Origin of the sequence: Fictibacillus barbaricus, from assembly GCF_031457135.1 — a bacterium.
GTDB classification, from domain to species: Bacteria; Bacillota; Bacilli; order Bacillales; family Fictibacillaceae; genus Fictibacillus; species Fictibacillus barbaricus_A.
On record NZ_JAVDWA010000004.1, the window covers coordinates 266275 to 292938 of the forward strand.

General features: G+C 39.2%; 21 protein-coding genes and 1 other annotated feature. Of the genes, 8 read left to right on the top strand and 13 right to left on the bottom strand.

The window, feature by feature from the left end; all coding sequences use genetic code 11:
• Nucleotide 1: 1 nt before the first annotated feature.
• From mbcS to ezrA, 5 genes are all read right to left on the bottom strand, one after another.
• Nucleotides 2-1579 carry an acyl-CoA synthetase MbcS gene (gene mbcS, locus J2X07_RS13675; protein WP_310259640.1) on the bottom strand — a complete coding sequence of 526 codons (1578 nt, stop codon included), beginning with the start codon at nt 1577-1579 and terminating at the stop codon, nt 2-4.
• Between the two features lie 354 nt (nt 1580-1933).
• The gene (locus tag J2X07_RS13680; protein WP_310259643.1) at nt 1934-2122 is read right to left on the bottom strand and encodes an alpha/beta-type small acid-soluble spore protein; all 189 of its coding nucleotides are present in this window, start codon (nt 2120-2122) and stop codon (nt 1934-1936) included.
• Nucleotides 2123-2252: 130 nt separating this feature from the next.
• Nucleotides 2253-3470 carry a tRNA uracil 4-sulfurtransferase ThiI gene (gene thiI / locus J2X07_RS13685; protein WP_310259646.1) on the bottom strand — a complete coding sequence of 406 codons (1218 nt, stop codon included), beginning with the start codon at nt 3468-3470 and terminating at the stop codon, nt 2253-2255.
• 5 nt (nt 3471-3475) lie between these two features.
• Nucleotides 3476-4618 carry a cysteine desulfurase family protein gene (locus tag J2X07_RS13690; protein ID WP_310259650.1) on the bottom strand — a complete coding sequence of 381 codons (1143 nt, stop codon included), beginning with the start codon at nt 4616-4618 and terminating at the stop codon, nt 3476-3478.
• A gap of 162 nt (nt 4619-4780) precedes the next feature.
• Nucleotides 4781-6472 carry a septation ring formation regulator EzrA gene (gene ezrA / locus J2X07_RS13695; protein ID WP_310259653.1) on the bottom strand — a complete coding sequence of 564 codons (1692 nt, stop codon included), beginning with the start codon at nt 6470-6472 and terminating at the stop codon, nt 4781-4783.
• A 221-nt stretch (nt 6473-6693) separates the two neighbouring features.
• On the opposite strand from ezrA, the gene hisJ reads away from it, so the two are divergent.
• The gene (gene hisJ, locus J2X07_RS13700) at nt 6694-7527 is read left to right on the top strand and encodes a histidinol-phosphatase HisJ (protein WP_310259655.1); all 834 of its coding nucleotides are present in this window, start codon (nt 6694-6696) and stop codon (nt 7525-7527) included.
• Here the strand turns inward: hisJ and refZ are convergent.
• The gene (refZ, locus tag J2X07_RS13705) at nt 7492-8178 is read right to left on the bottom strand and encodes a forespore capture DNA-binding protein RefZ (RefSeq protein ID WP_310259658.1); all 687 of its coding nucleotides are present in this window, start codon (nt 8176-8178) and stop codon (nt 7492-7494) included. The two genes, hisJ and refZ, sit on opposite strands and share 36 nt — an antisense overlap.
• Nucleotides 8179-8329: 151 nt before the next feature.
• Here refZ and J2X07_RS13710 point away from each other — a divergent pair, with 151 nt between their 5' ends.
• On the top strand, nt 8330-8815 hold the full coding sequence (locus J2X07_RS13710; protein ID WP_310259662.1) for a GAF domain-containing protein: 486 nt from the start codon (nt 8330-8332) through the stop codon (nt 8813-8815).
• Nucleotides 8816-8957: 142 nt separating this feature from the next.
• Here the strand turns inward: J2X07_RS13710 and megL are convergent, their stop codons facing one another.
• On the bottom strand, nt 8958-10136 hold the full coding sequence (gene megL / locus J2X07_RS13715; RefSeq protein WP_310259665.1) for a methionine gamma-lyase: 1179 nt from the start codon (nt 10134-10136) through the stop codon (nt 8958-8960).
• A 344-nt stretch (nt 10137-10480) separates the two neighbouring features.
• On the opposite strand from megL, the gene rpsD reads away from it, so the two are divergent.
• Complete coding sequence (gene rpsD, locus J2X07_RS13720) at nt 10481-11083, top strand: 30S ribosomal protein S4 (RefSeq protein ID WP_310259669.1); 603 nt, start codon at nt 10481-10483, stop codon at nt 11081-11083.
• A 346-nt stretch (nt 11084-11429) separates the two neighbouring features.
• Here rpsD and tyrS read toward each other — a convergent pair whose 3' ends face one another.
• Nucleotides 11430-12689 carry a tyrosine--tRNA ligase gene (tyrS, locus tag J2X07_RS13725; protein WP_310259673.1) on the bottom strand — a complete coding sequence of 420 codons (1260 nt, stop codon included), beginning with the start codon at nt 12687-12689 and terminating at the stop codon, nt 11430-11432.
• Nucleotides 12690-12740: 51 nt separating this feature from the next.
• Nucleotides 12741-12970 (bottom strand) — a binding site (T-box leader).
• 121 nt (nt 12971-13091) lie between these two features.
• Here tyrS and J2X07_RS13730 point away from each other — a divergent pair.
• Nucleotides 13092-15959: a transglycosylase domain-containing protein gene (locus J2X07_RS13730; RefSeq protein ID WP_396194266.1), complete on the top strand. Its 2868-nt coding sequence runs from the start codon at nt 13092-13094 to the stop codon at nt 15957-15959.
• A 29-nt stretch (nt 15960-15988) separates the two neighbouring features.
• Here the strand turns inward: J2X07_RS13730 and acsA are convergent, their stop codons facing one another.
• Nucleotides 15989-17704: an acetate--CoA ligase gene (gene acsA, locus J2X07_RS13735; RefSeq protein ID WP_310259678.1), complete on the bottom strand. Its 1716-nt coding sequence runs from the start codon at nt 17702-17704 to the stop codon at nt 15989-15991.
• A gap of 157 nt (nt 17705-17861) precedes the next feature.
• Here acsA and J2X07_RS13740 point away from each other — a divergent pair, with 157 nt between their 5' ends.
• Genes J2X07_RS13740 through J2X07_RS13750 form a run of 3 tightly spaced genes read left to right on the top strand, consistent with a single transcriptional unit; the run spans nt 17862 to nt 20319 of the window.
• A complete protein-coding gene (locus J2X07_RS13740; RefSeq protein WP_310259681.1) occupies nt 17862-18494 on the top strand; it encodes a GNAT family N-acetyltransferase in 633 nt (210 codons plus the stop codon).
• 30 nt (nt 18495-18524) lie between these two features.
• Nucleotides 18525-19175 (top strand): acetoin utilization AcuB family protein, encoded by a 651-nt coding sequence (locus J2X07_RS13745; RefSeq protein WP_310259684.1) that lies wholly within the window; start codon nt 18525-18527, stop codon nt 19173-19175.
• A complete protein-coding gene (locus J2X07_RS13750; RefSeq protein WP_310259687.1) occupies nt 19165-20319 on the top strand; it encodes an acetoin utilization protein AcuC in 1155 nt (384 codons plus the stop codon). The genes J2X07_RS13745 and J2X07_RS13750 overlap by 11 nt, the downstream gene beginning before the upstream one ends.
• A gap of 41 nt (nt 20320-20360) precedes the next feature.
• Here J2X07_RS13750 and J2X07_RS13755 read toward each other — a convergent pair whose 3' ends face one another.
• The 3 genes from J2X07_RS13755 to J2X07_RS13765 form a co-directional block, all read right to left on the bottom strand.
• A complete protein-coding gene (locus J2X07_RS13755; protein WP_310259845.1) occupies nt 20361-21062 on the bottom strand; it encodes a 5'-methylthioadenosine/adenosylhomocysteine nucleosidase in 702 nt (233 codons plus the stop codon).
• Nucleotides 21063-21084: 22 nt separating this feature from the next.
• The gene (gene ccpA / locus J2X07_RS13760) at nt 21085-22083 is read right to left on the bottom strand and encodes a catabolite control protein A (RefSeq protein WP_310259690.1); all 999 of its coding nucleotides are present in this window, start codon (nt 22081-22083) and stop codon (nt 21085-21087) included.
• 665 nt (nt 22084-22748) lie between these two features.
• A complete protein-coding gene (locus J2X07_RS13765; protein ID WP_310259693.1) occupies nt 22749-23837 on the bottom strand; it encodes a bifunctional 3-deoxy-7-phosphoheptulonate synthase/chorismate mutase in 1089 nt (362 codons plus the stop codon).
• 118 nt (nt 23838-23955) lie between these two features.
• On the opposite strand from J2X07_RS13765, the gene J2X07_RS13770 reads away from it, so the two are divergent.
• Complete coding sequence (locus tag J2X07_RS13770; protein WP_310259695.1) at nt 23956-26109, top strand: cell division protein FtsA; 2154 nt, start codon at nt 23956-23958, stop codon at nt 26107-26109.
• An 18-nt stretch (nt 26110-26127) separates the two neighbouring features.
• Here J2X07_RS13770 and ytxJ read toward each other — a convergent pair whose 3' ends face one another.
• On the bottom strand, nt 26128-26466 hold the full coding sequence (ytxJ, locus tag J2X07_RS13775; RefSeq protein ID WP_310259698.1) for a bacillithiol system redox-active protein YtxJ: 339 nt from the start codon (nt 26464-26466) through the stop codon (nt 26128-26130).
• Nucleotides 26467-26664: the final 198 nt, after the last annotated feature.

Genomic DNA, 26664 nt, shown 5'->3' on the forward strand with positions numbered 1-26664 from the left:
ATTATCTTATTTTCGAAGCTTCTAGCTGACGAAGCTCGATTCGGCGGATCTTCCCGGAAGTTGTTTTAGGAAGATCTTCGACATATTCAATCCTGCGTGGATATTTATAAGGTGCCGTCAGTTTTTTTACATGTTCTTGCAATTCGGAAGTCAGCATCTCTTTATTGACTGCTGAATCGTCCCGAAGAACAACAAAAGCCTTTACGATATGGCCGCGAATCTCATCAGGACTGGCTACAACAGCGCATTCTTTAACGGCTGGGTGCTTAACAAGGGCATCCTCGACTTCAAAAGGTCCGATTGTATACCCCGAACTAATGATAATGTCATCTCCTCTACCTTCAAACCAGAAATAACCATCTTCATCTTTTTTGGCTTTATCACCTGTTATATAATAATCTCCTCTAAAAGCCATCAATGTTCGATCCTGATCTTTGTAATACTCCTTAAATAAAGCCGGGGAATTTTTGTGTACCGCAATATCTCCAACTTCTCCTGCTTTGACAGGCTGACCATGTTCATTTACGACTTCCACATCATTTCCAGGTGTAGGTTTACCCATCGAGCCAGGCTTGATTTTCATTCCTTCCATAGTCCCTACTAAAAGTGTATTTTCTGTTTGTCCATATCCGTCACGAACTTTCACATGAAAATACTTTTCAAAGGTATCGATCACTTCTCTGTTTAACGGTTCCCCTGCTGAGACTGCACTTCTTAAATGAGTCAGCTTGTACTGATCTAAATGATCAACCTTTGCCATTAATCGATACTCTGTAGGTGTACAGCATAATACAGATACTTTTTGGTCTTCTAAAAGACCTAAATACTTTTGCGGATCGAATTTCCCTTGGTAAACAAATCCCGTTGCTCCAGTTCCTAATGTAGAAAGAAACGGGCTCCAAATCCATTTTTGCCAGCCTGGACCGGCAGTCGCCCAAACGGTATCTTCTTCAGATATATTTAACCAGTTCTTTGACGCCGTACGTATATGTGCATATGCCCAGCCATGTGTGTGAACAACACCTTTTGGCTGTCCAGTTGTTCCTGATGTGTAAGACAAAAATGCCATATCATCCTTTTTAGTTTCTGCACCTTTATAGGAAGCGCTTTCATTTTCAGTTAGTACACGAAGGCTTAGCCAGTCTTTTGTTTCTCCATTAGCACTGATTTTATATTTTAACGTTGGTAAAAGATCTTTTATTTCGTTAACTTGGTCAGTAAATTGATAATCTGCAATAATGGCTTTTGCTTCACTATGCTGAACACGATAGCTTAAATCCTTTGCCCGCAGCATCTCAGAGCATGGAATGACAACAATCCCTGCTTTTAAGCAGGCGAGATACACAGCATACGTTTCAATAAGTCGAGGCATGATGACAAGCACGCGGTCACCTTTTTCTAATCCTAACCCTTCAAGCGCGTTTCCAATTTGGTTTGTTCTTTCCATTAACTTCTTATACGTAATGGTTTCTGTTTCGTGCGTTTCGTTCATCCATATTAAAGCTTTTTTCTCAGGGTTTTTCGCGTACGATTCTATTTCTGAAGTTAAGTTGTAAAGAGCTGGAGCAATTAAATTCATCTGTGTGGTACACCCTTCCCTTTTTTAAATTGACTATGTATTCATTATAATATATTTTAGAATTTTTTTAAAATTTAGTCATTCGTTCTCAAATCTTTTGATAGTAGTTGATTTCCTTTCCAGGCTGCTCGCTTTCCGTGGGGAGGGCGGTGAGCCTCCTTGACCCTTTGGGTTATTAGGAGTCTCACCTGTCCCACTGATCCCACAGGAGTCTCGCACCTTGCTTTTCAATCAACTTTTTAATGAATTTCCTTTACGAAAATGCCCCAGAAGCAATTACTTTTTAAAAAAGAACCAAGAAAAAAACCAAATAAAAAGGAGCGGGGATTACCCGCTCCGTTAGCCATGTTTTATTTATTTTTGGTATCCACCTAGAGCTTGAGCAACTAGACGCTTAGTGATTTCTCCACCTACAGATCCGTTAGCACGTGAAGTTGAATCTGGTCCAAGGTTTACTCCGAATTCAGAAGCGATTTCGTATTTCATTTGGTCAACAGCTTGTTGAGCACCTGGTACTACTAATTGGTTGTTTTGGTTTGCCATTTTGTTTCACCTCCTTTGTACTAATAATGTGTGACGTTTTGCCCATTTCAATTCTTGGAAATTGTTGTGAGTACTGCCAATTTGCAAATTCCTTGTAAATAATAAAGAAAAAACCCGCAATTCTGCGGGTTTAAAACAATTCCTCAAACGTTGTTTCTGTTGATCTGCCCTCTTCCAAGATAATGGTTTCTACACCTTGAACAGCTTCTTCAATCAGTTCTTCTAAGTTTTCAATATTTTGTTCGAACCTTATCGCTTTTTCACGTTTTGGTTTTGTCTTTGGAGCTGATGGTAAAAATATCGTACAGCAATCCTCATATGGGCGGATTGAAATCTCATACGTTCCGATTTTTTGGGATATGTCCATGATTTCTAATTTATCCATCGTTATAACCGGTCTAAGAATAGGTAAGTTTGTAACTTCATTAATAGCATACATGCTTTGCATTGTCTGACTGGCAACCTGCCCGAGATTTTCACCGTTTGCAATAGCTAGCGCATTATTTTTTTCTGCAAGCTTCTCTGTAATCTTAAGCATCACACGTCTCATTATTGTCATGCTGTAGCTAGCTGGTATTTTATCCTTTATGATCTGTTGAATCTTCGTAAACGGCACGACATGAAGCTTAATTTTCCCTCCACTAAAACGTGTAAGCTCTTGTGTTAAGTCCACAACCTTTTGTTTAGCACGTTCACTAGTAAAAGGAGGACTATGGAAATGAACACCCTCTATTCGAACGCCGCGTTTCATCGTTAAATAACCTGCAACAGGACTGTCAATTCCGCCAGAAAGCATCAGCATGGCTTTTCCGCCTACACCAATCGGCAAGCCTCCTGCTCCCTTAAAAGTTTGGCAGCTGATATATGTGCCTGTATCTTTTACTTCCACTTTTACTTCAACGTCTGGATTATGGACATCTACTGTAATATTCTCTGTATTTCGTAATAAGTATCCACCCACTTCACTGTTAAGCTGCATGGAATTTACAGGGAAGGTTTTTAAAGAACGTTTACCCGTAACTTTAAACGTTCTTTTGTCTGTGTTTTCCATTGCATCTTTCAATGCAATCAAAGCGGTTTTATTAATTTCATCTAGATTATTTTCAGTACGAAGCGCTGGACTGATAGAATGGATCCCAAATATATCCTGAAGGGAACCGACAACAGGCTCATGAGGCTGGCCATTTAATTCTATTACTAAGCGGTCAAATAACTTCGAAATCTTTAAATTGTCAAAACGACGCAGCTTGCGCTTAACTGTTTCATGCAGCTGATTTTCAAAATGTCTTCTATTTTTTCCTTTTAATGATAATTCTCCATAACGGACGACTAAATGGTCATACAGCATATTTATTACCTCATTACCTTTTTTAAATTTGTTATTTCTTTTTGCAGCACTTGCAAGACAAGTTCGATCTCTTCCTTTGTATTGTCATAAGAAGTGCTTAAACGAAGAGCAGTAGAAGCACGTTGTTCTCCAAGACCCATTTGCAGAAGTATTCTGCTTGCTCCTCCTTGTTTAGAAGAACAGGCAGACCTTGTTGACACATAGATGTCTTTTTCATCAAGAGCATGAATCAATACCTCTGGCTTCACATTTTTCACGGAAAAATTGATGATATGAGGCGCAGATCCATCTTCTGGAGTATTGATTTCAATATCTTCAATATTTTTCAGGCCATTTAACAGCTGTTTCTTGATTGTAATTAAATGATCCTTTTTAGCGTTCATTTCTTGAAGTATGATTCTTAAGGCTTTTGCCATAGAAACGATGCCTGCAACATTTTCCGTACCCGCTCTTTTACGGAACTCTTGCTCACCGCCTGTAAATAAAGGAGACAGCGTTACACCGTTCTTTACGTACAAAACGCCTGTCCCTTTAAGACCATGGATCTTATGCGCAGAAATGGTACACAGATCAACTCCATATTCTTTTATTGGCAAGTGAACCTTTCCCATTCCTTGAACGTTATCAACATGAAAAAAAACTTTAGGATGTTCTTTTAACACTTCTCCCATTTCCTTAATGGGCTGTAAGGTTCCTGTTTCGTTGTTAACATGCAGCATGGATACTAAAATCGTCTCTGGCCGAATTGACTTCTTTAAATCCTCTATTGAAACGCTGCCCGTTTCATCAACAGGCAGATAAGTTACTTCAAACCCTTGACTCTCTAATAATTGAAAGGATTCATAAGATGAAGCATGCTCGACTCCTGTCGTGATGAGATGTTTACCTCTGTTTTGATGCTGAAATGCGATTCCCTTAATGGCCATGTTGTTTCCTTCTGTTCCTCCAGAAGTAAATACGATCTCAGATGGAGTTACATGTAAGAGCTGCGCAATGGATCGCCGCGCCTGCCCTAGTAAATTTTCTGCCTCTCCGCCTTTGGAATGAAGTGATGATGGATTGGCAAAATATTTTTCAGAAACGGTAACAAAGGTATCAAGCACTTCTTTATATGGCTTAGTCGTTGCACTATTATCTAGATAAATCATCAATTGAATCCTCCAATTAAACAAAACGTTCAAAATTACACATTTCATTATAATACCATAATATAAATAAGGTGGCATCCAAACCATTTTCTAATTAGTGTTTGTTTGCATTACTCTTTTTATTGCGCAGTAAAAAAACTGCAGGAAAAATCCTGACAGTTTTTATACATGTGATTTTAAATTAATTTCCATCTCTTTAAGTATACCTGGCTGTACTCTTTCGATCGCATCTGCTGCAATTTGAAGGGCATCTTCGTATTGGTAATTTCTAAAAGCAATCTCAGCTTCAATTAACCGAATCGAAACCGTTTGATTCGAGCTTCTGAATCTATTCCCGTATTGGATAAGCTTCTCAGCTAATATTGCATTTTCAATCATGGCAGACGTTTCTTCATAGCCTTCATCAACAGCTTCATGTGCTTTGTTCAAAACATATGAAACATCAGACATTTCTAAAGGCTTTTCATCCAGCTTTTTCGATACTTCAATGATATATTCTTCTGCTTTTCCAATGGTAATCAAGTAATGTTCAGGAAGACCAGGAAGATTGCTTTTTTGTACCATACGCCTTGCTTCTAGAAGCTTTTTTCGTAAAGCTTTTAAGCTTTGTTTTGTATCTAACTCGTCTTTTCTAAGATTATGAAGCATTTCTTCATATACCTTTTGAGATCTTTCAAGTTCTTCCATCTGTTTTTGCATTTCTTCCATCATCTCTCGAATGACAGAGAATGATTCTCTCTTTTCATCGATTGATTCTTGAATGATCATGAATCTGCCTTCAAGCTTGTGGAAGAGTTTCTCGATCTTCTTTTGCATCTCTGCTTCATTTTGTTCAATGAAGTAGGTATTGGAAACAACTTCCGTTTCTTGTTTAAGCTTCTCGATTCTAATCTGTAAATTTTCGATGGTAGATGAGAACGCTGCACGTTGTTTAATAACAAATTGCTTAGAATGCACTTCACTTTCAAGCATTTCATAGAGCTGGTCTATTTTGTTTGTTAATTCATCGAGATCTTTTTGGGCAGAATCCAAATCAAGTTCAAGCACTTTTTCTAATGCTTTTTCGTTTAAATCTTTTAAAGATTCCAATTCTTTTTCGATCCCAATATGATGCAGCACATATCCTTGTTGCTCCATTTCATCAAAACCAGTTCCCAAATCTTTCAAATTACCTGGTATATCCGACTGTAAAATAACAAGGAGCTCAGGAACGCTTTCCATTTGTGTTTTACATACAGTAATGCGGTTTAAACTTTCCACAAGCTTCTGTCTAGCTTCTAAATGACTTCCCTGAACCGTTAATTCCTCAAACGTTTCAAAAAGTACTTTGATCTCATCCAATTCTTTATCAAAAATAGTTGCTGTCTGGCCAAGAGCACGAATATGAGTAAGGTAATATTTCTTCGTTTCCTGCAGCTTTTCTTTCGCTTCGACAATCTCTTCTCTGTTAAGCTCTTCACTTGTCACTAATTCATTTATTTCAGATGTGATTTCCTTCATTCGGACGTCCATTCGCTCTAAAGCATGGTTCACATCATTAAGGACAGTTCTAGCTTTCTTGAATCTGTATTTATCCGTGTACTCTTCAGAATCAAATAGATCTTCTTCCAAATTTGGCAGACGTGTAGTAACAATCTCATCCCACTCTTGGCGCCACAGTTCGAATTTTTCTTCCGTTTCACCAATCATCGCCATTCCTTTAACTTTCGAAATTTCATCCGTTAATGGACGGTTCATAATTTGCATTTTCCATGCTTCAAGTCGGTCTATCTCTTTATAAATTTTTCGCCGTGACATGGCCCCGTACAAGATCAATGCAAGGAATGTAACTATGGCAATGACTACGTATATCATTAGAGGCACCCTTTCTGCTGTTCTATTTCTTAAGGTCATTTTTTTATGTATTTTGATATTTACTTCAATACGATCGGGAAAATAGGTTATTCTGCATATAAAATTGCAGTTTAATGCTTTTATGATAACATGTAAACACACATTTGACGCAAAAAAGTTGCATAATTTGATAAATTTTTTCCAAATTAATGAAAATTTTGTCGAACAGAGGAGGAAAAAGGATGTATTATGACGGACATGTGCATACTCCCTTTTGCCCACACGGCTCACCAGACACGTTTGAAACATATATAGAAAGGGCTATATCTCTAGGTCTAAAAGGTATCACTTTCACAGAACATGCTCCTTTGCCTAAAACTTTTCACGATCCTGCTCCTGACAAAGATAGTGCCATGGCCTATCAAGATTTAAATGCTTATTTTCAGAAACTGCATGAAATGAAAAATAAATATAAAGAGCGAATTGAAATCAGAAGCGGATTGGAAATTGATTTTATAGAGGGTTATGAAGAGGATACACATCAGCTGCTTCGCGAAGTTTGGCCAGAGCTTGACGACGCTATTCTTTCTGTTCATTTTCTAAAAATAGATGAAACTTTCTATTGCATGGATTTTGACGAAATCGTATTTGGCGGCATGGTTGAAAGATCCGGAAGCCTGGCTGCTGTTTATCAAAATTATCTAGCTGCTGTAAAAAAATCAGTCGATCATTCTTTTAATCAATTTCAGCCATTAAGAGTTGGACACATCACACTTGCAAAAAAGTTTCAAAAGCTGTTCCCAGTAGACTTTGATTATTCTAAGGAAATCCTTCAAATATTAGAGGCGGTTTCAAATAGAGGCATGTCATTGGACTACAATGGTGCAGGGCTTGTAAAACCATTCTGCCAAGAAGCATATCCGCCGCTATGGGTAATTAATGAAGCACAAAAAAGAAAAATCCCTCTCATATACGGGTCAGATGCCCATACTGTTAAGGGACTCGGTCAAGGTTTCGATACAATAAATGCATCAGCAAAATTAACTACCCCACTTCTCTTGAATAGAACCAAATAATGGAGTATGAACAGCAGAGAGGAGAGAATTTTTTCTCTCTGTTTGACATACACATTTGTCAAACCAATTTATCAACCACTTTTGATAGGATTTAATGAATTGTTCATTCTCTGTTGAAAGGTGAAAAACCTCATTTAAATATAATGGATGCAAAAACGGCATCATCATCATCTCTTTAAATTGAAGCGTTAAAAAATCCACTGGCTGTTTTTTAAACTCTTTCTTTTTCATACCCTTTTCAAACAGTGTTTGAAAAAAATACTTTTCTTTTAATAAATAAGTGGACATTAATTCTCTGACTAACGTTGAATCCAGTGTCATTTCACGATAAACGAATCGGGCAAGCGGAAGATTCATTTGTTGAAAGTAAAGCAGTTCTTCTACTAGCTCTATAAAGCTTCCTTTAACGGTAGAAGAATTAGACGTATGATAGACGATTTCAACCTTTCGAATGTAACCTTCAAAAAATGAAGTGATTAACTTTTCCAAAAGGCCTTTTTTTCCGCCGTAATGATAAGAAATGAGCGCGGCGTTTACATTTGCCTTTTTCGCAATTTGTCTTACTGTCGTTCCTTTGAATCCTTGACTTGTAAATAATGATATGGCGGCTTCAGCAATTTTCATTTTTGTTTCAACCGGATCTGCCTTCATTTTTTTCACCATCCTTCTTATATGTATAAATTTCTTGGGCGACAGACATAAACCTTTAATAATCGCTCGACAAATAAGGGTTTTAGGGTGTACAGTTCAGCATTATTTGATAAGATAAAGGGTACATTTTATCAGGTTTGGAGGAATTGTGATGTTTACAGCAGAAAAATACAGCACTGACAGAAACGATGCTTACTCTCTTTTAAATAAACAATTACAGGCATTGCTCGAAGGAGAAACAAATAGCACTGCAAATTTAGCAAACGCATCGGCATTATTGAATCAATTTTTGGATCGGGTAAATTGGGTAGGATTTTACACATTTGACGAACAAGCGAACCAGCTCGTTTTAGGACCCTTCCAAGGACTGCCCGCATGTGTAAGAATTCCGTTAGGCCGAGGTGTGTGTGGAACTGCAGCTCAAAAGCAGGAAACACTTGTCGTGAAGGATGTACACGAGTTTCCTGGTCATATTGCCTGCGATGCTGCATCACAATCAGAGATCGTTGTTCCATTAGTGAAGAACGGTAATTTACTAGGAGTTCTGGACATCGATAGTCCAGAAAAAGAACGCTTTGACGAAGTGGATCGTGAGAATTTAGAGAAATTTGCTGCTATTCTCCTTCAATTTATTTAAAAGGTTGTCTCACCATCTGCCCCGCGGAAAGCGAGCAACATGGAACGGAAATCAACTACTTCCATAAGCAACAATGAATACGAAAACGGCTATATAAAAACACAAAAAAACGGCACTGTGCTGTTGGCACAGTGCCGTTTTTTTATAATTGGTTTAGTGCTTTTTCTAAATCAGCCCAAATGTCTTCCCACGCTTCTAAGCCGACGGATAATCGCAATAGACGATCGCTGATTCCCATCTGCATTCTGTTCTCTTCCGGTACAACAGCATGTGTCATTGTACTTGGATGCTGTATAAGCGTTTCAGCATCTCCCAAACTAACAGCAATTTTTATTAATTCCAATGAATTCATGAACTTCTGAGCCATCGCTTTGTTTCCTTTGATTTCAAAGCTGATTAATCCCCCAGCATTACTCATCTGCTTCTTTGCAAGTTCGTATTGAGGAAAATCTTCGTCGCCTGGGAACAATACGTTTTCAACTGCTGGATGTTCTTTTAATAAGGCTGCAAGTTTTTTTGCATTATCACAATGCCGGTCCATTCTTACAGGCAATGTTTTCATTCCTCGTAATAATAGCCAAGCATCAAAAGGTGACATAACTCCGCCAATATCCTTTTGAGTTGTCATTGCCAGATGGCTCAACAGCTCTTTTTTTCCGACTGCCAAACCGCCGATTACATCACCATGGCCGCATAAATACTTGGTTGCACTATGAATGACAACATCACAGCCTATATCAAGAGGCCGCTGCAGGTATGGAGAACAAAATGTATTATCAACAACAACTGGAATTCCGTATTCTTTTGCTACACGGCTTACCATCTCTATATCAACGAGCTTCATCGTAGGATTGATGGGTGATTCCACATAGATGACAGTTGTATAATCTGTGATCGCAGATCGTAATGAATCTTCATCACTCATGGAATGGAAATTATGAGTAATATGATATTTTTCTTCCATAAGAGTTAGAAGACCGAATGTACAGCCATAAACTCCCTCAGAACAAAGAATGTGGTCACCTGTTTTCGTTAGTCCCAGCAATATAGCCGAAACAGCAGCCATCCCTGAACCAAAAGCTAATCCTTTTTCTCCATTTTCCATCGATGCGATTCGTTCTTCGAGCATAGCTACGGTTGGATTACTGAGTCTTGAATAAATAAAACCTTCTTCCTCACCTGCAAATCGTTTTGCCCCAGATTCTGCTGTATCAAAAACAAATGTGGATGTTTGAAAAATTGGGGGTGATAAGCTTCCATGATGCTGAAGAGCATGATAGCCCTTGTGAATAACTTCTGTTTCAAAGCGTTTTGTATCCATTTTGACTGCTCCTTTTAGGACGATTTAAAATGTAAGCGCTTTCTTTACTATTATCATATATGATTCGTATGGGTTTTACAAATTGTCCCTTAAAAAATCAAGAATAACTAAGGCATAGTTGACACAATGGCCCAAAAAAGTTTATACTGTTCTTTGTGTAAAATAAGCGGCACTGTGCCCATCATAAGTTGATATTTTGTACCTTAATCATTATGATTTCGGAATATCTCGTAGCTTCATGGCTGCTGAAGTGAAGGTATTTTTTATACAAAATATGCTTTTGAAAAGGTCATAGTCACTGGATTGTTTTAACACAAAACAAACAGATGAAGGAGGAGTCTATAATGGCTCGATATACAGGTTCTACATGGAAAGTATCACGTCGTCTTGGAATCTCTCTAAGCGGTACTGGTAAAGAACTTTCTAAGCGTCCATACGCTCCAGGACAACATGGTCCTACTCAACGTAAAAAAATCTCTGAATACGGTTTACAACTACAAGAGAAGCAAAAGCTTCGTTTCATGTACGGTGTAAACGAGCGTCAATTCCGCCGCATTTTCAACGATGCTGGTAAAATGCCTGGTATCCATGGTGAAAACTTCATGGCTCTATTAGAAGCTCGTTTAGACAACGTAGTTTACCGTCTTGGTCTTGCTCGCACTCGTCGTGCTTCTCGCCAATTGGTAAACCACGGTCACATCACAGTTAACGGAAAGCGTGTTGATATCGCTTCTTACCGTCTATCTGCTGGAGATGTAATCGGTGTTCGTGAAAAATCACGCAACCTTGATGTTCTTAAAGAAGCAATCGAAGTAAACAACTTCGTACCTGATTTCTTAACATTTGACGAAAACAAATTGGAAGGTACTTTCACTCGCTTACCAGAGCGTTCTGAACTTCCTGCTGAGATTACTGAACAGCTTATCGTTGAGTACTACTCTCGTTAATCGTCATAATCAAAAGGAAGATCCAAACCGGATCTTCCTTTTTTTCGTTTCAAAGTAAAGGCTTCGGCAGCGTAACCTCGCACGAAGAAAATGTGATTTTCATTTTCGAGGAGTCTCGCACCTTGCACTCCAGTCAACTTGTCAATGAATAGAATAAAAATACTAGCCTAAAGCTCCTAAAATCTTTTTTGTTTCTGACCTTTTGAACCTATCATTTTCATTTTATTCCACGGTAATGCCCAATTTATCGACGTTATTTCCGATAATTCCACGGTACGTGAAATTAACCGTTTCCCGACAAAAAAAGACCCAAAGATTAAAAAACATCTTTGAGTCATCCTTTTACCTAGTATCTAATTAGTGTGTACTTCTTCTTCCCTCTTCTAATGATTACGAATCGGTTTTCAATACGATCCTTTTCATCAATTACATATGCAAGATCCTGTACCTTTTCCCCATTAACGGAAACAGCACCATTTGATAGATCTTCTCTCGCCTGTCGTTTTGAAGGAGATACCTTTGCATCTACTAATAGGTCTACAATATTTAAATCAGCTTGATTTTCCACTGTGAATGATGGAACATCTTTGAAACCTTGTTCAATTTCATCCGCAGTTAAATCCGATAGGTTCCCGCTGAATAAAGCTTCTGTAATTTTTACCGCTTGAAGGTATGCTTCTTCTCCATGCACTAGAGTTGTTACTTCACGACCTAAAGCTTTTTGTGCTTCACGTTTTTCAGGAGCCTCGTTGAGTGAGTTCTCTAGGTGAGAGATTTCTTCTTGTGATAAGAAAGTAAAGTACTTCAGCCAGTTAATAACATCAGCATCCGCAGCATTTACCCAGAATTGGTAGAACTCGTAAGGAGTGGTCTTTTCTGCATCCAGCCAAATAGTGCCTCCTGCGGTTTTCCCGAATTTGGTTCCATCAGCTTTTGTAATCAATGGTATTGTTAATCCAAACGCTTTTTCTTCTTCACCTGAACGGCGAATCAATTCCATCCCGGCAGTAATGTTCCCCCACTGGTCACTTCCGCCGATCTGCAATTTTACATTTTCTTTTTGAAACAAGTTCAAAAAGTCATAGGATTGCAAGATCATGTATGAGAACTCAGTAAAAGAAATTCCGCCCTCTAATCTTGAATCAACAGAGTCTTTAGCAAGCATGTAATTAATCGAGAAGTTTTTTCCAACATCACGAAGAAATTCAATCATTGTGAGCTGGCTTAGCCAATCATAATTGTTAACCGGTCTGGCAGGATTGCCTTTTCGATCAAAATCAAGAAGTCTGGACAGCTGATTTTTAATTTTATCTGTCCATTGCTCAACCACTTGTGCTTCATTCAATGTACGCTCTGTCTGTCTTCCGCTTGGATCTCCAATCAAACCTGTTCCTCCGCCAACTAGCGCGAAAGGCTGGTGCCCTGCTTCCTGAAATCTTCTTAATGTCATAATCGGCAATAAATTTCCGATATGAAGACTGTCAGCTGTCGGATCAAATCCGCAATATAGTTTTACCATTCCACTTTCAAGTTCTTTTTCGAGCCCTTCGCGGTCTGTAACTTGGTTAAGCAGTCCTCTGAATTCCAAGTCTTGTAAAATGTTCATCGCAATCTTTCCTCTCTGTTTTTTGGCAATAAAAAAAGTCCCTTTCACATGGAAAGGGACGTGATTACAATCTCGCGGTACCACCCTAATTAAAAGCTAATATACAATAAAAGCTTTTCACTTCATCTCATAACGGTTTATCCGTTCCTTGCTAATCTAGATTCGTTCACAAGGACAGCTCCAGGAGGTAATTCACAATATGTCTTTGTACTGGTTTGCATCAACCACCAGCTTTCTGAAACAGGGAGACACCTGCTACTTATTCCTATCTTTGCTTTCACTTTATTATATTCTCTTATTTTTACCACAAGGACGAAATTCATGTCAATATTCAGTTTGAATAAACACTTATTTCAAAATCTGACCTTATGTTATACTAATAAACGGGGGGGATACCAAATGATGTCTCATTTTGATGGACTTAGACAAAAATGGGAGAATTTTGTCCACTTTTTGCGGAAAAAGAAGATTATTAAAACAGCACGAATTACATATAACGTTAGTTGGAACATGTTTTTAGTTATCGCTTCACTCGTTATTTTATGCGGTGTGTTTGCAGCAGGTGTCGGAGCAGGCTTTTTTGCTTCACTTGTAAAAGATGAGCCAGTACGAGCTTTCGCATCAATGAAAGATGACATTTACAACTATGAAGAAACAAGCACCGTTTTTTTTGACAATGATCAATTAATGGGGAAGCTTCAAGCTGACCTCGATCGACAGGAAATCAAATTAAAAGATGTATCACCTTATGTGACAAAAGCCGTTATTTCAACAGAAGACCGTTACTTTTACGAACATGACGGAGTAGTACCAAAAGCCATATTGCGTGCGATGTATCAAGAATTTTCAGGTGCGCAAGTCGTAACAGGCGGCAGTACACTGACACAGCAATTAATCAAAAATCAAATTTTAACGAATGAAGTTTCGTTCGACAGAAAAGCAAAAGAAATCTTGCTTGCCATGCGCCTTGAAAAATTCTTTAAAAAAGATGAAATACTAGAAGCTTATTTAAACATCGTTCCTTATGGCCGTAATTCCTCAGGCCGAAATATCGCAGGTATTCAAGCAGCTTCTGAAGGTCTTTTCGGTGTGAGTGCAAAGGATTTAAATTTAGCACAGGCAGCATACATAGCTGGACTTCCAAAGAACCCATTCGTTTATACACCTTTTACGAATGAGGGGACGAAAAAGAAAGATATGTCAGCCGGTTTAAAACGTATGAAGACTGTATTAAACAGAATGCTGTCAGCTCATGCGATTACACAAGCTGAATATGATGATGCTATAAAATATGATGTCGCTAAAAATTTAACAACTAGAAAACAATCCTCTTTTGAAAAATATCCGTACATAACAGTTGAGGTTCAACGCAGAACGACTGATATCTTAACAGAGCTTTTAGCGAAAAAAGACGGTAAAAAATTGAGTGAACTAAGTAAAGAAGAATTACAAGAATATCAAGATAACGCACGAACTCAAATCAGACAAAAAGGGTTAAAGATTCATACAACGATCAATCAAAAGATCTATGATGACATGCAAGTAGTTGTGAAGAACAATAATTTGTTCGGTCCACAAAATCAATATGTATATGACTCTCATGGGAAAAAAATCAAACTTAGTAAACCACAGCCTGAAGAAGTCGGTGCAACGTTAATTGAAAATTCAACAGGAAAGATCATCAGTTTTGTGGGCGGTAGAGATTTCAACCGTGAACAAACGAACCATGCGATGAGAGCTCCTAGACAGAACGGTTCAACGATGAAGCCGCTTCTTGCTTACTCGTATGCTACTGAAATGGGGAAAATACAGCCTGGTACTATTATCGCTGATACTCCTATTCACATGGGAGATTGGAATCCAAACAACTTCGACGGTAAATTTAAAGGCTTTATTTCTGTAAGAGATGCACTTAAACAGTCAAGAAATATCCCGGCAATTAAATCCTATCAGCGAGTAGATCATGTAAAAGCTACAGAAAAGCTAATTCAAATGGGCTTTAGTAACCTTACCCAAGATGACCGCACAAATACATCGATAGCTATTGGCGGTATGCAAGTTGGTGTAACAGTAGAGGAAAACGTGAATGCCTTTGCTACGTTTGCGAATGGCGGTAATTTTGTAGACGCCTATATGATTGACCGAATTGAAACAAAGGACGGAGAACTGCTTTACCAGCATAAAGCAGCACCTGTTTCTGTTTATAGTCCACAAACGTCTTATCTTCTTCTGGATATGATGAGAGGGGTGTTAGGTCCGGGTGGTACAGGAGCTGGTGTTCCTAGAAAACTATCTTTTCAAACGGATTGGGCTGGTAAGTCAGGAACTACAAATGAAGATAAGGATTCATGGTTTGTTGCTACAAACCCGAATGTTTCGTTTGGTGTTTGGATCGGTTATGATACTCCGGCAGACCTCTATGGAAACACCGGGCAGCGCAACCAAACCATTTGGGCTCAGTTAATTAACGCAGCTTATAAAAATAATCCACAGTTAATTGACCCGGAGAAAAGATTTGCTATGCCATCTGGTATTGTTCGTCGAGAAATCTGCGGAATATCTGGCAAGCTGCCTTCCGATCTTTGCCGCAGTGCAGGGTTAGTAACTTCTGATTTGTTTAACGCGAAGTTCACTCCTAGAGAAGTGGATGATACATTAACAAAAGGTCGTTACGTCATTGTAGGGGATACGAAATATAAAGCACTGCCGACTACACCAGAAGAGTTTACAAAAGAAGGTGTACTCATTAAAGAAGAGTTCTTGAAGGAACTCGGCGTCGAAAGCTTAAACAAGTTAACGAAGGATTCAAATTTATTTAACAATATCGTTCCTGAAAAAGAATTAAAAGATAACGGCAAAGCCCCTTCACCTGTCGCTGGAGTTAAAATGTCTGATGGCATTCTGTCATGGTCGGCACATGGTGAAAACGATGTAATCGGTTATCGAATCTATCATTCTGCAGACGGAAAAACGTTTAAGAAGATTGGTTCTGTAACCTCTGATAAAACATCTGCCAAAGTTCCAAACGGTGTTGTATATGTGACAGCGGTTGATATTGCAGGAAAAGAATCTGCACCGCAAACAAAGGTTCAGGTTGGTCAGCCTAAGCCGGCTGATCCGCCTGCTCCGCCAGTACCGCCAACACCACCAACGGATGGAGGAGGAGATAAACCAAAAGATCCTCCGCCTCCGCCAACGGATCCTGGAACAACCAATCCGCCTCCAACAATGCCGGGAGATAAAAAGGATGACAAAAAACCCTCGAATTAATTCGAGGGTTTTTGTTTTGCTCATTATTTTTAATCTTCCATTGTAGAAAGATCACCAGTCGGAAGATCAAGCTCCCAAGCTTTTAGTACACGTCTCATTATTTTTCCGCTTCTCGTTTTCGGAAGTTTGTCCTTAAATTCAATCTCACGAGGTGCAGCATGTGCAGCAAGCCCTGATTTAACAAAGCTGCGGATTTCTTCAATAAGTTCATCACTTGCTTCATAGCCAGATCGGAGCGCAATGAATGCTTTAATGATTTCACCGCGAACAGGATCCGGTTTCCCAATAACCCCTGCTTCAGCTACAGCGGGATGTTCAACAAGCTTGCTTTCCACTTCAAAAGGTCCTACTCGTTCACCAGAAGTCATGATTACATCATCAATTCTTCCTTGGAACCAGAAGTAGCCGTCTTCATCCATATAAGCGGAGTCTCCTGATACATACCAGCCTCCTGGAGTAAAATAAGAATCATATTTCTCAGGGTTGTTCCAGATTTTCCGCATCATGGACGGCCAGCCTTTTTTGATCGCCAAGTTACCCATTCGGTAAGGCGGGAGAACATTATCCTGATCATCAATAATCGCCGCTTCTACTCCAGGGAAAGGTTTGCCCATCGATCCAGGCTTGATTTCCATGGCTGGATAATTGCTGATCAATTGTCCGCCAGTTTCAGTCATCCACCAGTTATCATGAATACGCAAGTTGAATACCTTCATTCCCCATTTTACGACCTCAGGGTTTAACGGTTCACCTACACTCAATACGTGGCGAAGTGAAGACAAATCATATTGTTTCACGACTTCATCCCCAGCACCCATTAGCATTCTGAACGCTGTTGGTGCACTGTACCAAACGGTTACTCCATATTTTGCAATCGTGCCATACCAATCCTCAGGGGAAAAGCGTCCTCCGCGGATCACACTTGATGCTCCGTTCAGCCATGGACCAAATATGCCATAAGAAGTCCCTGTTACCCAGCCAGGATCTGCTGTACACCAATAAACATCATCTTCTTTTAGATCAAGCACCCACTTGGATGTTTGATAATGCTGCAGCATTGCATTATGAACGTGCAGTACGCCTTTTGGCTTTCCTGTTGAACCAGATGTGTAGTGCAGAATAAGTCCGTCTTCACGATCCACCCACTCTATGTCCAATTCTTTGGATGCCTTGTCCATACGGCTGTAGTAATCTGCATAAAGTCCTTCTTCTTTTACATCTTCCCCAACTAGGATTACCTTTTTTAAGTTCGGCAGCTCATCGACAGGAACACGGTCCAATAATGCAGGTGTCGTTATCAGGACTTTTGCTTCACTGTCTTCCAGTCTGTCTTTTACTGCCCCTTGCATAAACGCTTCAAAAAGAGGACCTACGATTGCCCCTAATTTTACGGCACCTATGAAAGCAAAATACAATTCAGGAGAACGAGGCATGAATATAAAAACCCTGTCTCCTTTTTCTACACCAATTTGACGAAGCATGTTTCCTGCTTTATTAGACATTTCTTTCATATCTTTAAATGTGTATTTTTCATCTCTTTTTTGATCTGAAAAATAAAGTGCTACTTTGTTTTTTCTGTGGGATACAGCATGACGGTCAATTGCCTCATATGCCATATTGACTCGTCCGGTTTTATGCCAGGAGAATTCTTTTTCAATGTCTTTCCAATCAAATGCTCCATATGCTGCCTCATAGTCTTGTAAATTGAAATCACCTTTAATTATCGGAAGCGCTTCCAGTTTCATTGCAAAAATCTCCTTCCCTATTCAATATCCCTTTCAGTATATCATATTTTCTAAATCTTTTAAGTTATTAGAACTATCAATAAAAACAAGATGAAAACCCTTACAACCTCTCGATATCATGTATAATAGAGATGGAAACAATTCAAGGCGGTGAAACATGGAACACATAAAAACATACAACTGTTTAGCTTTAAAAACCTCTCATGGAACATTAACTATTGAAGGTCCCGTATCTGCTGAAACACTCGAAAGCCTTCATTTCCATGAACACCTCCAAGCATTCAGGCCTGCACAGGAACAAAAAAAAGCTATAGTAGAAATAGCAGGACTGCCTGAAGGAAGAATAATCATTGCTAGAAATAAAGAAACGGTTATCGGCTATGTAACATACGTATATCCTGACCCGCTCGAGCGTTGGTCTGAAGGTAAGATGGAAAACTTATTAGAGCTTGGAGCGATAGAAGTCATTCCGGAATACCGAAACTTTAAAGTGGGTAAAAACCTATTAAAAGTCTCGATGATGGATGATGCAATGGAGGACTATATCATCATCACTACTGAATATTACTGGCATTGGGATTTAAAAGGAACGAAGCTTTCCGTTTGGGATTATCGTAAAGTAATGGAAAAAATGATGAATGCCGGAGATCTTGAATACATGGCAACAGATGATCCAGAAATCAGTTCACACCCTGCAAATTGCTTAATGGTTCGGATAGGGAAACGGATAGACTTGGATTCAGTTCAAAGGTTTGATCAAATTCGATTTAAAAACCGATTTATGTATTAACGAAAGAGATAAAAATAGGAGTGGTTCGTTGTGATCGTTCAAGATATGATGTTAAAGAACGTAAAAACGGTGGGTTCCGATACAACAATCGGAACAGCACTTCAACTAATGATTAATGAAGATATTCGTTACCTTCCAGTTATAGATACTGAGGGAAAGTTAGCAGGTCTTGTTTCTGATCGGGAAATGAAAGATGCCAGCCCGTCTATCTTTCATCAAAATGAACATCCGGAAGATTTTGAACAGCCTGTTTCAACAATCATGAAAGAGGCAGTCTTTACTGCACATCCTTTTGATATTGCAGAAGAACTTTCTACTATTTTTTATGACCAGCATGTAGGCTGTATCCCTGTTTTAGAGGATCATAAGCTTGTAGGCCTTATCACAGAGCGAGAGATGCTATATGCCTTTATACAGCTTACAGGAACCCATCAGCCAGGTTCACATTTAGAAGTGGCTGTTAAAAATGAAGCCGGCCAGCTTGCTAAAGTAGCAAGTGTTTTAAAAGATTTTCATTTGAATATCAGCAGCGTTCTTGTCTATCCTTCAAAAGATGAAAAAGAAAAGATCGTTGTTTTCCGAGTAGGGACAATGAACCCTCTCCCTGTCATCGAACATTTAGTGAAAAACGGCTATGAAATAAAATGGCCCCCAGTTCCAGGTGAAAGTAATGAAGAATGAGAGCATTTTCGTTTATTCACCAGATTTACTAGGCTATAAATTCAATGACAGCCATCCTTTTAACCAACTCAGAGTGCAGCTATCTTATGAGCTTTTAAAAGATTCCGGGTTCTTGAGTGCTAATGAAATCATCCCCCCTCGGCAAGCAACTGATGAGGAAATCATGCTCATTCATGATAAAGGCTATGTGAATGCTGTAAAGAATGCTGGAAGCGGTAATTTAAGTAAGGAAACTGCTCTGAATTATGGACTTGGGACAGAAGATACGCCTATTTTCACCAACATGCATGAGGCCAGCAGCTGGATCGTCGGTGCTACATTAACCGCAGCGGAATGGGTAATGGAAGGCAAAGCGAAACATGCTCTAAGTCTAAGCGGTGGTCTTCATCATGGATTCAGAGGAAAAGCTTCGGGCTTCTGTATCTATAATGACAGTTCGATCGCCATTGAATATATGAAGCAAAAATATAAGGCACGTGTCTTATATATTGATACAGATGCCCATCATGGTGATGGTGTTCAGTGGGCATTTTATGACGATCCAGATGTTTGCACATTATCCATTCACGAAACAGGAAGGTACTTATTTCCTGGCACAGGATCCATTCATGAAAAAGGTGCCGGAAAAGGATATGGCTATTCTTTCAATGTACCTGTTGATGCATTCACAGAGGATGATTCATTTCTAGAGTGCTATAAAAAAAGCATTTGGGAAGTAGCTGACTTTTTCAAACCGGATGTAATCATTACACAAAATGGGGCAGATGCTCATTATTACGACCCTTTAACGCACTTGTCCGTAACGATGAAAACATATGCTGAAATTCCAAGGATTGCAAAAGAAGTAGCTGAAAAGTATTGTGGCGGCCGCTGGATCGCGACTGGCGGCGGCGGTTATGATATTTGGCGGGTTGTTCCTAGAGCTTGGTCCCATTTATGGTGTGCAATGAACAATATCGAGCCATCCGGCAGAATTGCAGAAGAATGGATTTCGCGCTGGGAGAAAGAAGCGAAACATCCACTGCCAAAAACGTGGGAAGATGAAACAGGCATCTATAAGCCCATTCCAAGAAAAGATGAGATTACATCTAAAAACAGAGCAACTCTCGAAAAAAGTATGTATTCGATTCGGAAAAGCTCATAAAATGAAAGAGGACCCTAAACGGAGTCCTCTTTTTCATGTATTTACAAAGATTCAATGATTGTTTCTACCATATCAGACGAGCGTTTTGCCGCAAGTGCAGTAAACTCGGCAAAGCTTGCCGGGGCTTCACCATTCGCTTTATCTGAAATCGATCGGATGATAACAAATGGAATTTCGTTTAAAAACGCAGCTTGCGCAACTGCTGAACCTTCCATTTCAATACACGTTCCTTTGAATAGCTCACTGTAGCTTTCCACAAGATCACGATCAGCAATAAACTGATCTCCGCTCAACACCTTACCTACTTTAACTTTTGGTCCAGAAAGCTTCTCAGCAGCATTTTCAGCTAATCTGACGAGTTTTTCATCTGCCCTAAACTCTGAATCAAAAGCAAACATAGGAATCGTTCCTTTTGGAAAATCAGGACTTAATGCAGATGCGTCCATATCATGCTGCATTGCACTTGAAGAAATCACGATATCTCCCACTTCTAATGAAGGATCCAATGCACCCGCTACACCTGTAAAAAGAATATGGGTCACTTTAAATCGTTCAATTAAAATTTGTGTTGTGATTGCCGCATTTACTTTTCCAACACCCGATTTACAAAGAACGACTTCCTTATTGTGATGCGTTCCTTCATAAAACGTATTACGTGCATAAACACTTTCCCCATAAATATCAAGCGACTTTTTCATATAGACGATTTCTTCATCCATCGCTCCGATAATACCGATTTTCACTTCTTCCACCCCAAACACTTCTCTATTTCGTAGAATCTCTAAATTGAATACGGTGTGGCAGCACAACAGTGTGTTCTTCCACCGTTTCTTTGTTCATTAGTTTTGTTAATAATCTCATGGCTACTGCTCCGATATCATACATCGGCTGAACAACAGTCGAAAGTGTAGGACGAACCATTGTAGCGAGTCGCGTGTTGTCAAAACCAATCACTTCAATGTCTTCCGGTACTTTCAATCCGCGGTCTTGCGCACCATGAATGACACCAAGTGCCATTTCATCTGTTCCTACAAAAATGGCAGTCGGCTTTTTATCGCTATCCAGGAAAGTTTCTACCGCTTCAATTCCGGTATCATATGTGTAGTCTCCAACGAACACTTGACTGTCATCGACTTTTAGCCCTTGTTCTTCTAACGCTTTTCTATAACCATTAAATTTATAATAACCATTGATAGGATCTTCCAGTGGTCCTGTAACATAAGCTACAGAAGAATGTCCATTCTGAAGTAAATGGCTTACAGCTTCATATACGGCATTTTGATAGTCGATATTTACAGATGGCACTTCCTCGTTCATATCCACTGTTGCTGCCATAACAATCGGCACAGAAGCACGCTTAAATTCTTCTACGTGTTCTTCTGTAATTTTGCCGCCCATAAATACGATACCGTCCACTTGTTTACCTAATAGTGTGTTAAGTAGATGAATTTCTTTTTCTTTATTTTGATCAGAATTACAAAGGATAATGTTATATTTATACATCGTTGCAATATCCTCGATCCCTCTCGCCAGTTCAGCAAAAAAGATGCTGGAGATATCAGGGATAATTACACCTACTGTAGTCGTCTTTTTGCTTGCTAAGCCCCTTGCAACAGCATTCGGGCGATAACCTAGTCTTTCAATGGCTTCTAAAACTTTTTTTCGGGTCGATGGCTTAACGTTAGGGTTGCCGTTCACAACGCGTGAAACCGTTGCCATTGAAACGCCTGCCTCACGAGCCACGTCATAGATTGTTGTATTCAAAATGTAGTCCTCCTTTTTACTGCATATCCGACAGCTATGTAATGCTATTATCATACGATAAAGTAGTAGAGTAGGCAACGAATAGGAGCATGTTTCACCATTTATTCATTTATTTAATCAATAATGTAAGAAACGAATCCTATTTTTCCTTATTTTGAGCGAAACCATGAATAATCATACTAACTTCAGCGGATTATCAAAACCGATTTCTTTACAAAATTGGTTTTTTTTCATTCGTTGGTTTGAGTTGTAATGGATATCAGCTGATGAAGTCTAATCTCCTGTACATTAAGTCTTTTTTAAAAAGGCTGTTTTCGCATACTTTGTTGCTTTTGTAAGTAATTGATCTCCGTTTCAGGATGCTCGCTTTCCGCGGGGCAGGCGGTGAGCCACATTCGGACGTTTCACTTATAAGTGTCTCACCTGACCGCCAGTCCCGCAGGAGTCTCGCACCTTTCACTCCAATCAACTTGCTAATGAAGAGAGGAATAATAAGCTCCAAAAGCAATATTTTTTTAGAAAACAACCTTTAAAAGTTTTACGTCTGGATAAAAGAAGATTAAGTCTAATCTGATAAAAATTAGGTGAAATCTGAAACGAAAAAAACAACAATGATTGTGAAAACAACCCAATTAAAAAACCACCGAAAAGGCGGTTTTCATTTCTTATACCATCTGATTCAATTTTAAAAAGCCTGCATCCACAAGCTCACGTGTGAAAATTTCGAATTCCTCAATATTCATCTGCTGTGCAGAATCGGATAAGGCAACTGCTGGATCTGGGTGAACTTCTGCCATAACACCATCAGCACCAATCGCTAAAGCTGCTTTTGCTGCGGGGAGAAGCAGATCTTTTCGTCCAGTAGAATGTGTGACATCTACAAATACCGGCAGATGGGTTTCTTGCTTTAAAATAGGCACTGCGGTTATATCGAGCGTGTTTCTTGTAGCTCTTTCATAAGTGCGGATTCCTCTTTCACATAAAATAATCTGTCCATTGCCTTGTGACATAATATATTCAGCAGAATGGATAAATTCTTCAATCGTTGCTGAGAGTCCTCTTTTTAATAATATAGGTTTGTTTATTCTTCCGGCTTCTTTTAACAACTCGTAGTTTTGCATATTTCGGGCACCGATCTGAATGATATCTAAATAATCGGCCGCCGTTTCCAAGTCGTCTGGGTGCACGATTTCACTAATAACGGCACAGCCATATTCTTCAGAAACTTTTTTCAATATGCTTAGCCCTTCTATTCCCAAGCCTTGAAAATCATATGGAGAAGTACGCGGTTTGAATGCACCGCCTCTTAAAATTTTAAGACCTCTCTTCGTTACAGCATCAGCGACTTCAGCTGTCTGCTCATAACTTTCAACCGCACACGGCCCTGCTATTAACAGTGGATTGCCATTGCCGATTTCTGTTCCTTTTACAGAAATGACCGTGTCTTCTGATCTCTTTTTTCTTGAAACGAGAAGTACTTTACGGCCATCCTCTTCTTGCAGTTCTAATCCTGCTTTAAATATCTCTTTAAACAAATGCTGCATCGTACTCGTGTCAAAAGGCCCTTCATTTTCCGCTGCGATTAAGTCCAGCATATGTCTTTCCCGAACTGGATCATACTTTTTCATACCTTGAGCATTTTTTATTTTTCCGATTTCCTGGACAAGTTCACCGCGTTCACTGATCAATTTTAATAACTGTTTATTTATTTCATCCAGATTGGCTCGTAATGTATACAAATCAGAATCATTCATTTATCGACACCTCAGTATTTATAAAATGTAAAATCTATGATACATTTCTAATAATTGGGCATGCAGCCCTTTGTAAAAAGATAACACTACATCTATCGTATCAAAAAGAGGTGCCTTCGTGGACAAAAATATTCTCTTCGCACTGGATATCGGCACTCGTTCTGTAGTCGGTATGATATTAAAACAGCATGCAGACGGAAAATATGAGATTTTACATATGAAAATAAAGGAACATGAAGAGCGTTCCATGCTGGACGGACAAATCCATCATATTCCTGCCGTAGCAAAAGTCATAAAAGAAATCAAAGATGAGCTTGAACAGCACACAGGTCCTCTCAAAAAGGTTAGTGTTGCTGCAGCAGGACGTGCATTAAAAACAGTAAAAGGCCGGACTGATAAAGAGATTTCTGAAACCCCTATCACTCGCGCCGAAGAAATTACACACCTAGAACTTTCTGCTGTTCAGCATGCTCAATTTCAGCTTGCAAGCCTTTTGGACGAAACAAATAATCAACTCTATGATTGTGTGGGTTATTCCGTTCTGCACTATTACTTAGATAATCAAGAGATTGGAAGCTTTATTGGCCAGCAAGGAAATACGGCATCTGTTGAAGTGATCGCTACTTTCTTGCCAAGAGTAGTTGTTGAGTCTCTCATTAAAGCTCTGCGGGAAGCAGATCTAGAAATGGAAGCTTTAACACTCGAACCTATTGCCGCTATAAACGTGCTTATTCCACCATCGATGCGAAAATTAAATGTTGCACTCGTTGATATTGGTGCAGGTACATCTGATATTGCATTAACCGCTGATGGTACAGTTGTCGCTTATGGAATGGTCCCTGTAGCTGGAGATGAAATTACAGAGGCAATCAGTTCAGAATACCTTCTCGATTTTCCTATTGCTGAAAATGTGAAAAGGTCTCTTACTGACAATGACGATGTAGAGTTTACAGATATACTCGGAATTTCTTCTAAAAAAGCGGCCAGTGAAGTAACCTCTAGTATAAACACGGCTATTGACGGTCTTGCAGATAAAATCACTGAAGAGATATTATATCTCAATGCTAAACCTCCTCAAGCAGTAATGTTAGTTGGAGGCGGCAGTTTAACACCTGGCTTAAAAGAAAAGATAGCACAAAAACTCAACATCCCAATTGAACGTGTAGCCATTCGCGGTATAAATGCCATCACATCGTTAATTCCTTCTCTCGACCACACTGGTCCAGAACTCGTTACACCAGTTGGGATCGGAATTGCGGCAAGAGAAAATCCCGTGAAATACGTTACTGTTTCTGTTAATGAGAAAACGGTTAGACTTTTCGAGGTGAAGAGACTAACAATCGGAGATGCACTGGTTGCCGGGGGTGCAGAACTTGGAAAACTTTATGGCAGACCTGGAATGGGCTTAATGGTTCGCATAAATGGTGAAATTAAGCTTATAAAAGGCGATGTAGGAACCCCGCCAAAAATTTTTAAAAATGGAGAAGAATGCTCCATTACAGATTTTATCAAGGAAAGTGACGTCATTTTTTATGAATCAGGGGTAAATGGGGCTGATGCATGTATTTCTGTAAAAGAGGCCGTAAACGATCATCAAACGAAAACACTTTATATTAACGGCAAGCCCTCGATGATTGAAACAAGTTATTTTGTTAACCAAACATTCGCTTCGAATGACACTCTCATTCATGACAGAGATGACATTTCAACGTATTTTCCTGAAACCATTTTTGAGGTTATGGACAATAATCATATACCTTTTAACACGGATGCCTCATCATTTTCAGTGTTTGTCGATAAGAAAAAAGTGTCCTTCCCACAGCATGAGAACAATACGCTTTATCTTAATGGAATAGCAATCCATGATAATAGGCACTGGAAGGATCAAGACGAGCTAACATATAATGAACCGACTTGCCATCATGCAAAACTGAATGATTTATTAAGCAGATTGGATTTGAATCTTTACCAATCGTGTTCTGTTATTTTTAACAATGAAGAAATCACCCTGCAGCGTCCTTTATATACGATCATCCGCCAAGGTATTGCACTGGACGAAGAATCTGTTCTTTATCCAGATGATGAGCTTTTCATTGAAAAAAGAGAACATAAACCTTTTATCTTTCAAGATCTATTTTTAAAGGTTGAGCTATCTATAAATCCACAGCCTGGTGAGACATTAATCATTTTAAAAAATAATGAGAAAGCTGGTTTTCAAACGGAGATTTCAACAGGTGATCATTTAGAATTGAAATTCGGGATTATGGCATAAAAAAAGCGTAGCTATTTGCTACGCTTTTGTTTGATCAAGTGCTGAAACGAGTTTCTTATTTGTAATATTCCAATGAGATGCATGCCATACTACATCATCCCCTTCAAGGATCAATACTTGAGGCGATTCATGCTTAATGCCCGTTTGTTCCGCTAATGCATTGGATAATGGTCTTGAATCTTGAACATTTAAATAATAAATGGTTTCATTTTCGTGACCTTCAGCAAACTTTTGATACTCTTTAAAGGCTTCGTGGCTTACCGGACACGTCGTACTATTTTTCATTACAATAATACGTTTCTTTTGATCTTTTACTAAATTCCAATCTTGTTCGTTGTGAAGCTGAATAAGTGACATAAGGATACCTCCATAAAATAAAAGGCTGTTTTCGTAAACTTTGTTGCTTTTGAAAGAGATTGATTTCCGTGGAGTGGCTCGCTTTCCGCGGGGCGGGCGGTGAGCCACATTCGTACGTTTCACTTTTAAGTGTCTCACCTGTCCCACTCGTCCCGCAGGAGTCTCACCCTTCCACTCCAATTAACTATTCAATGAAGA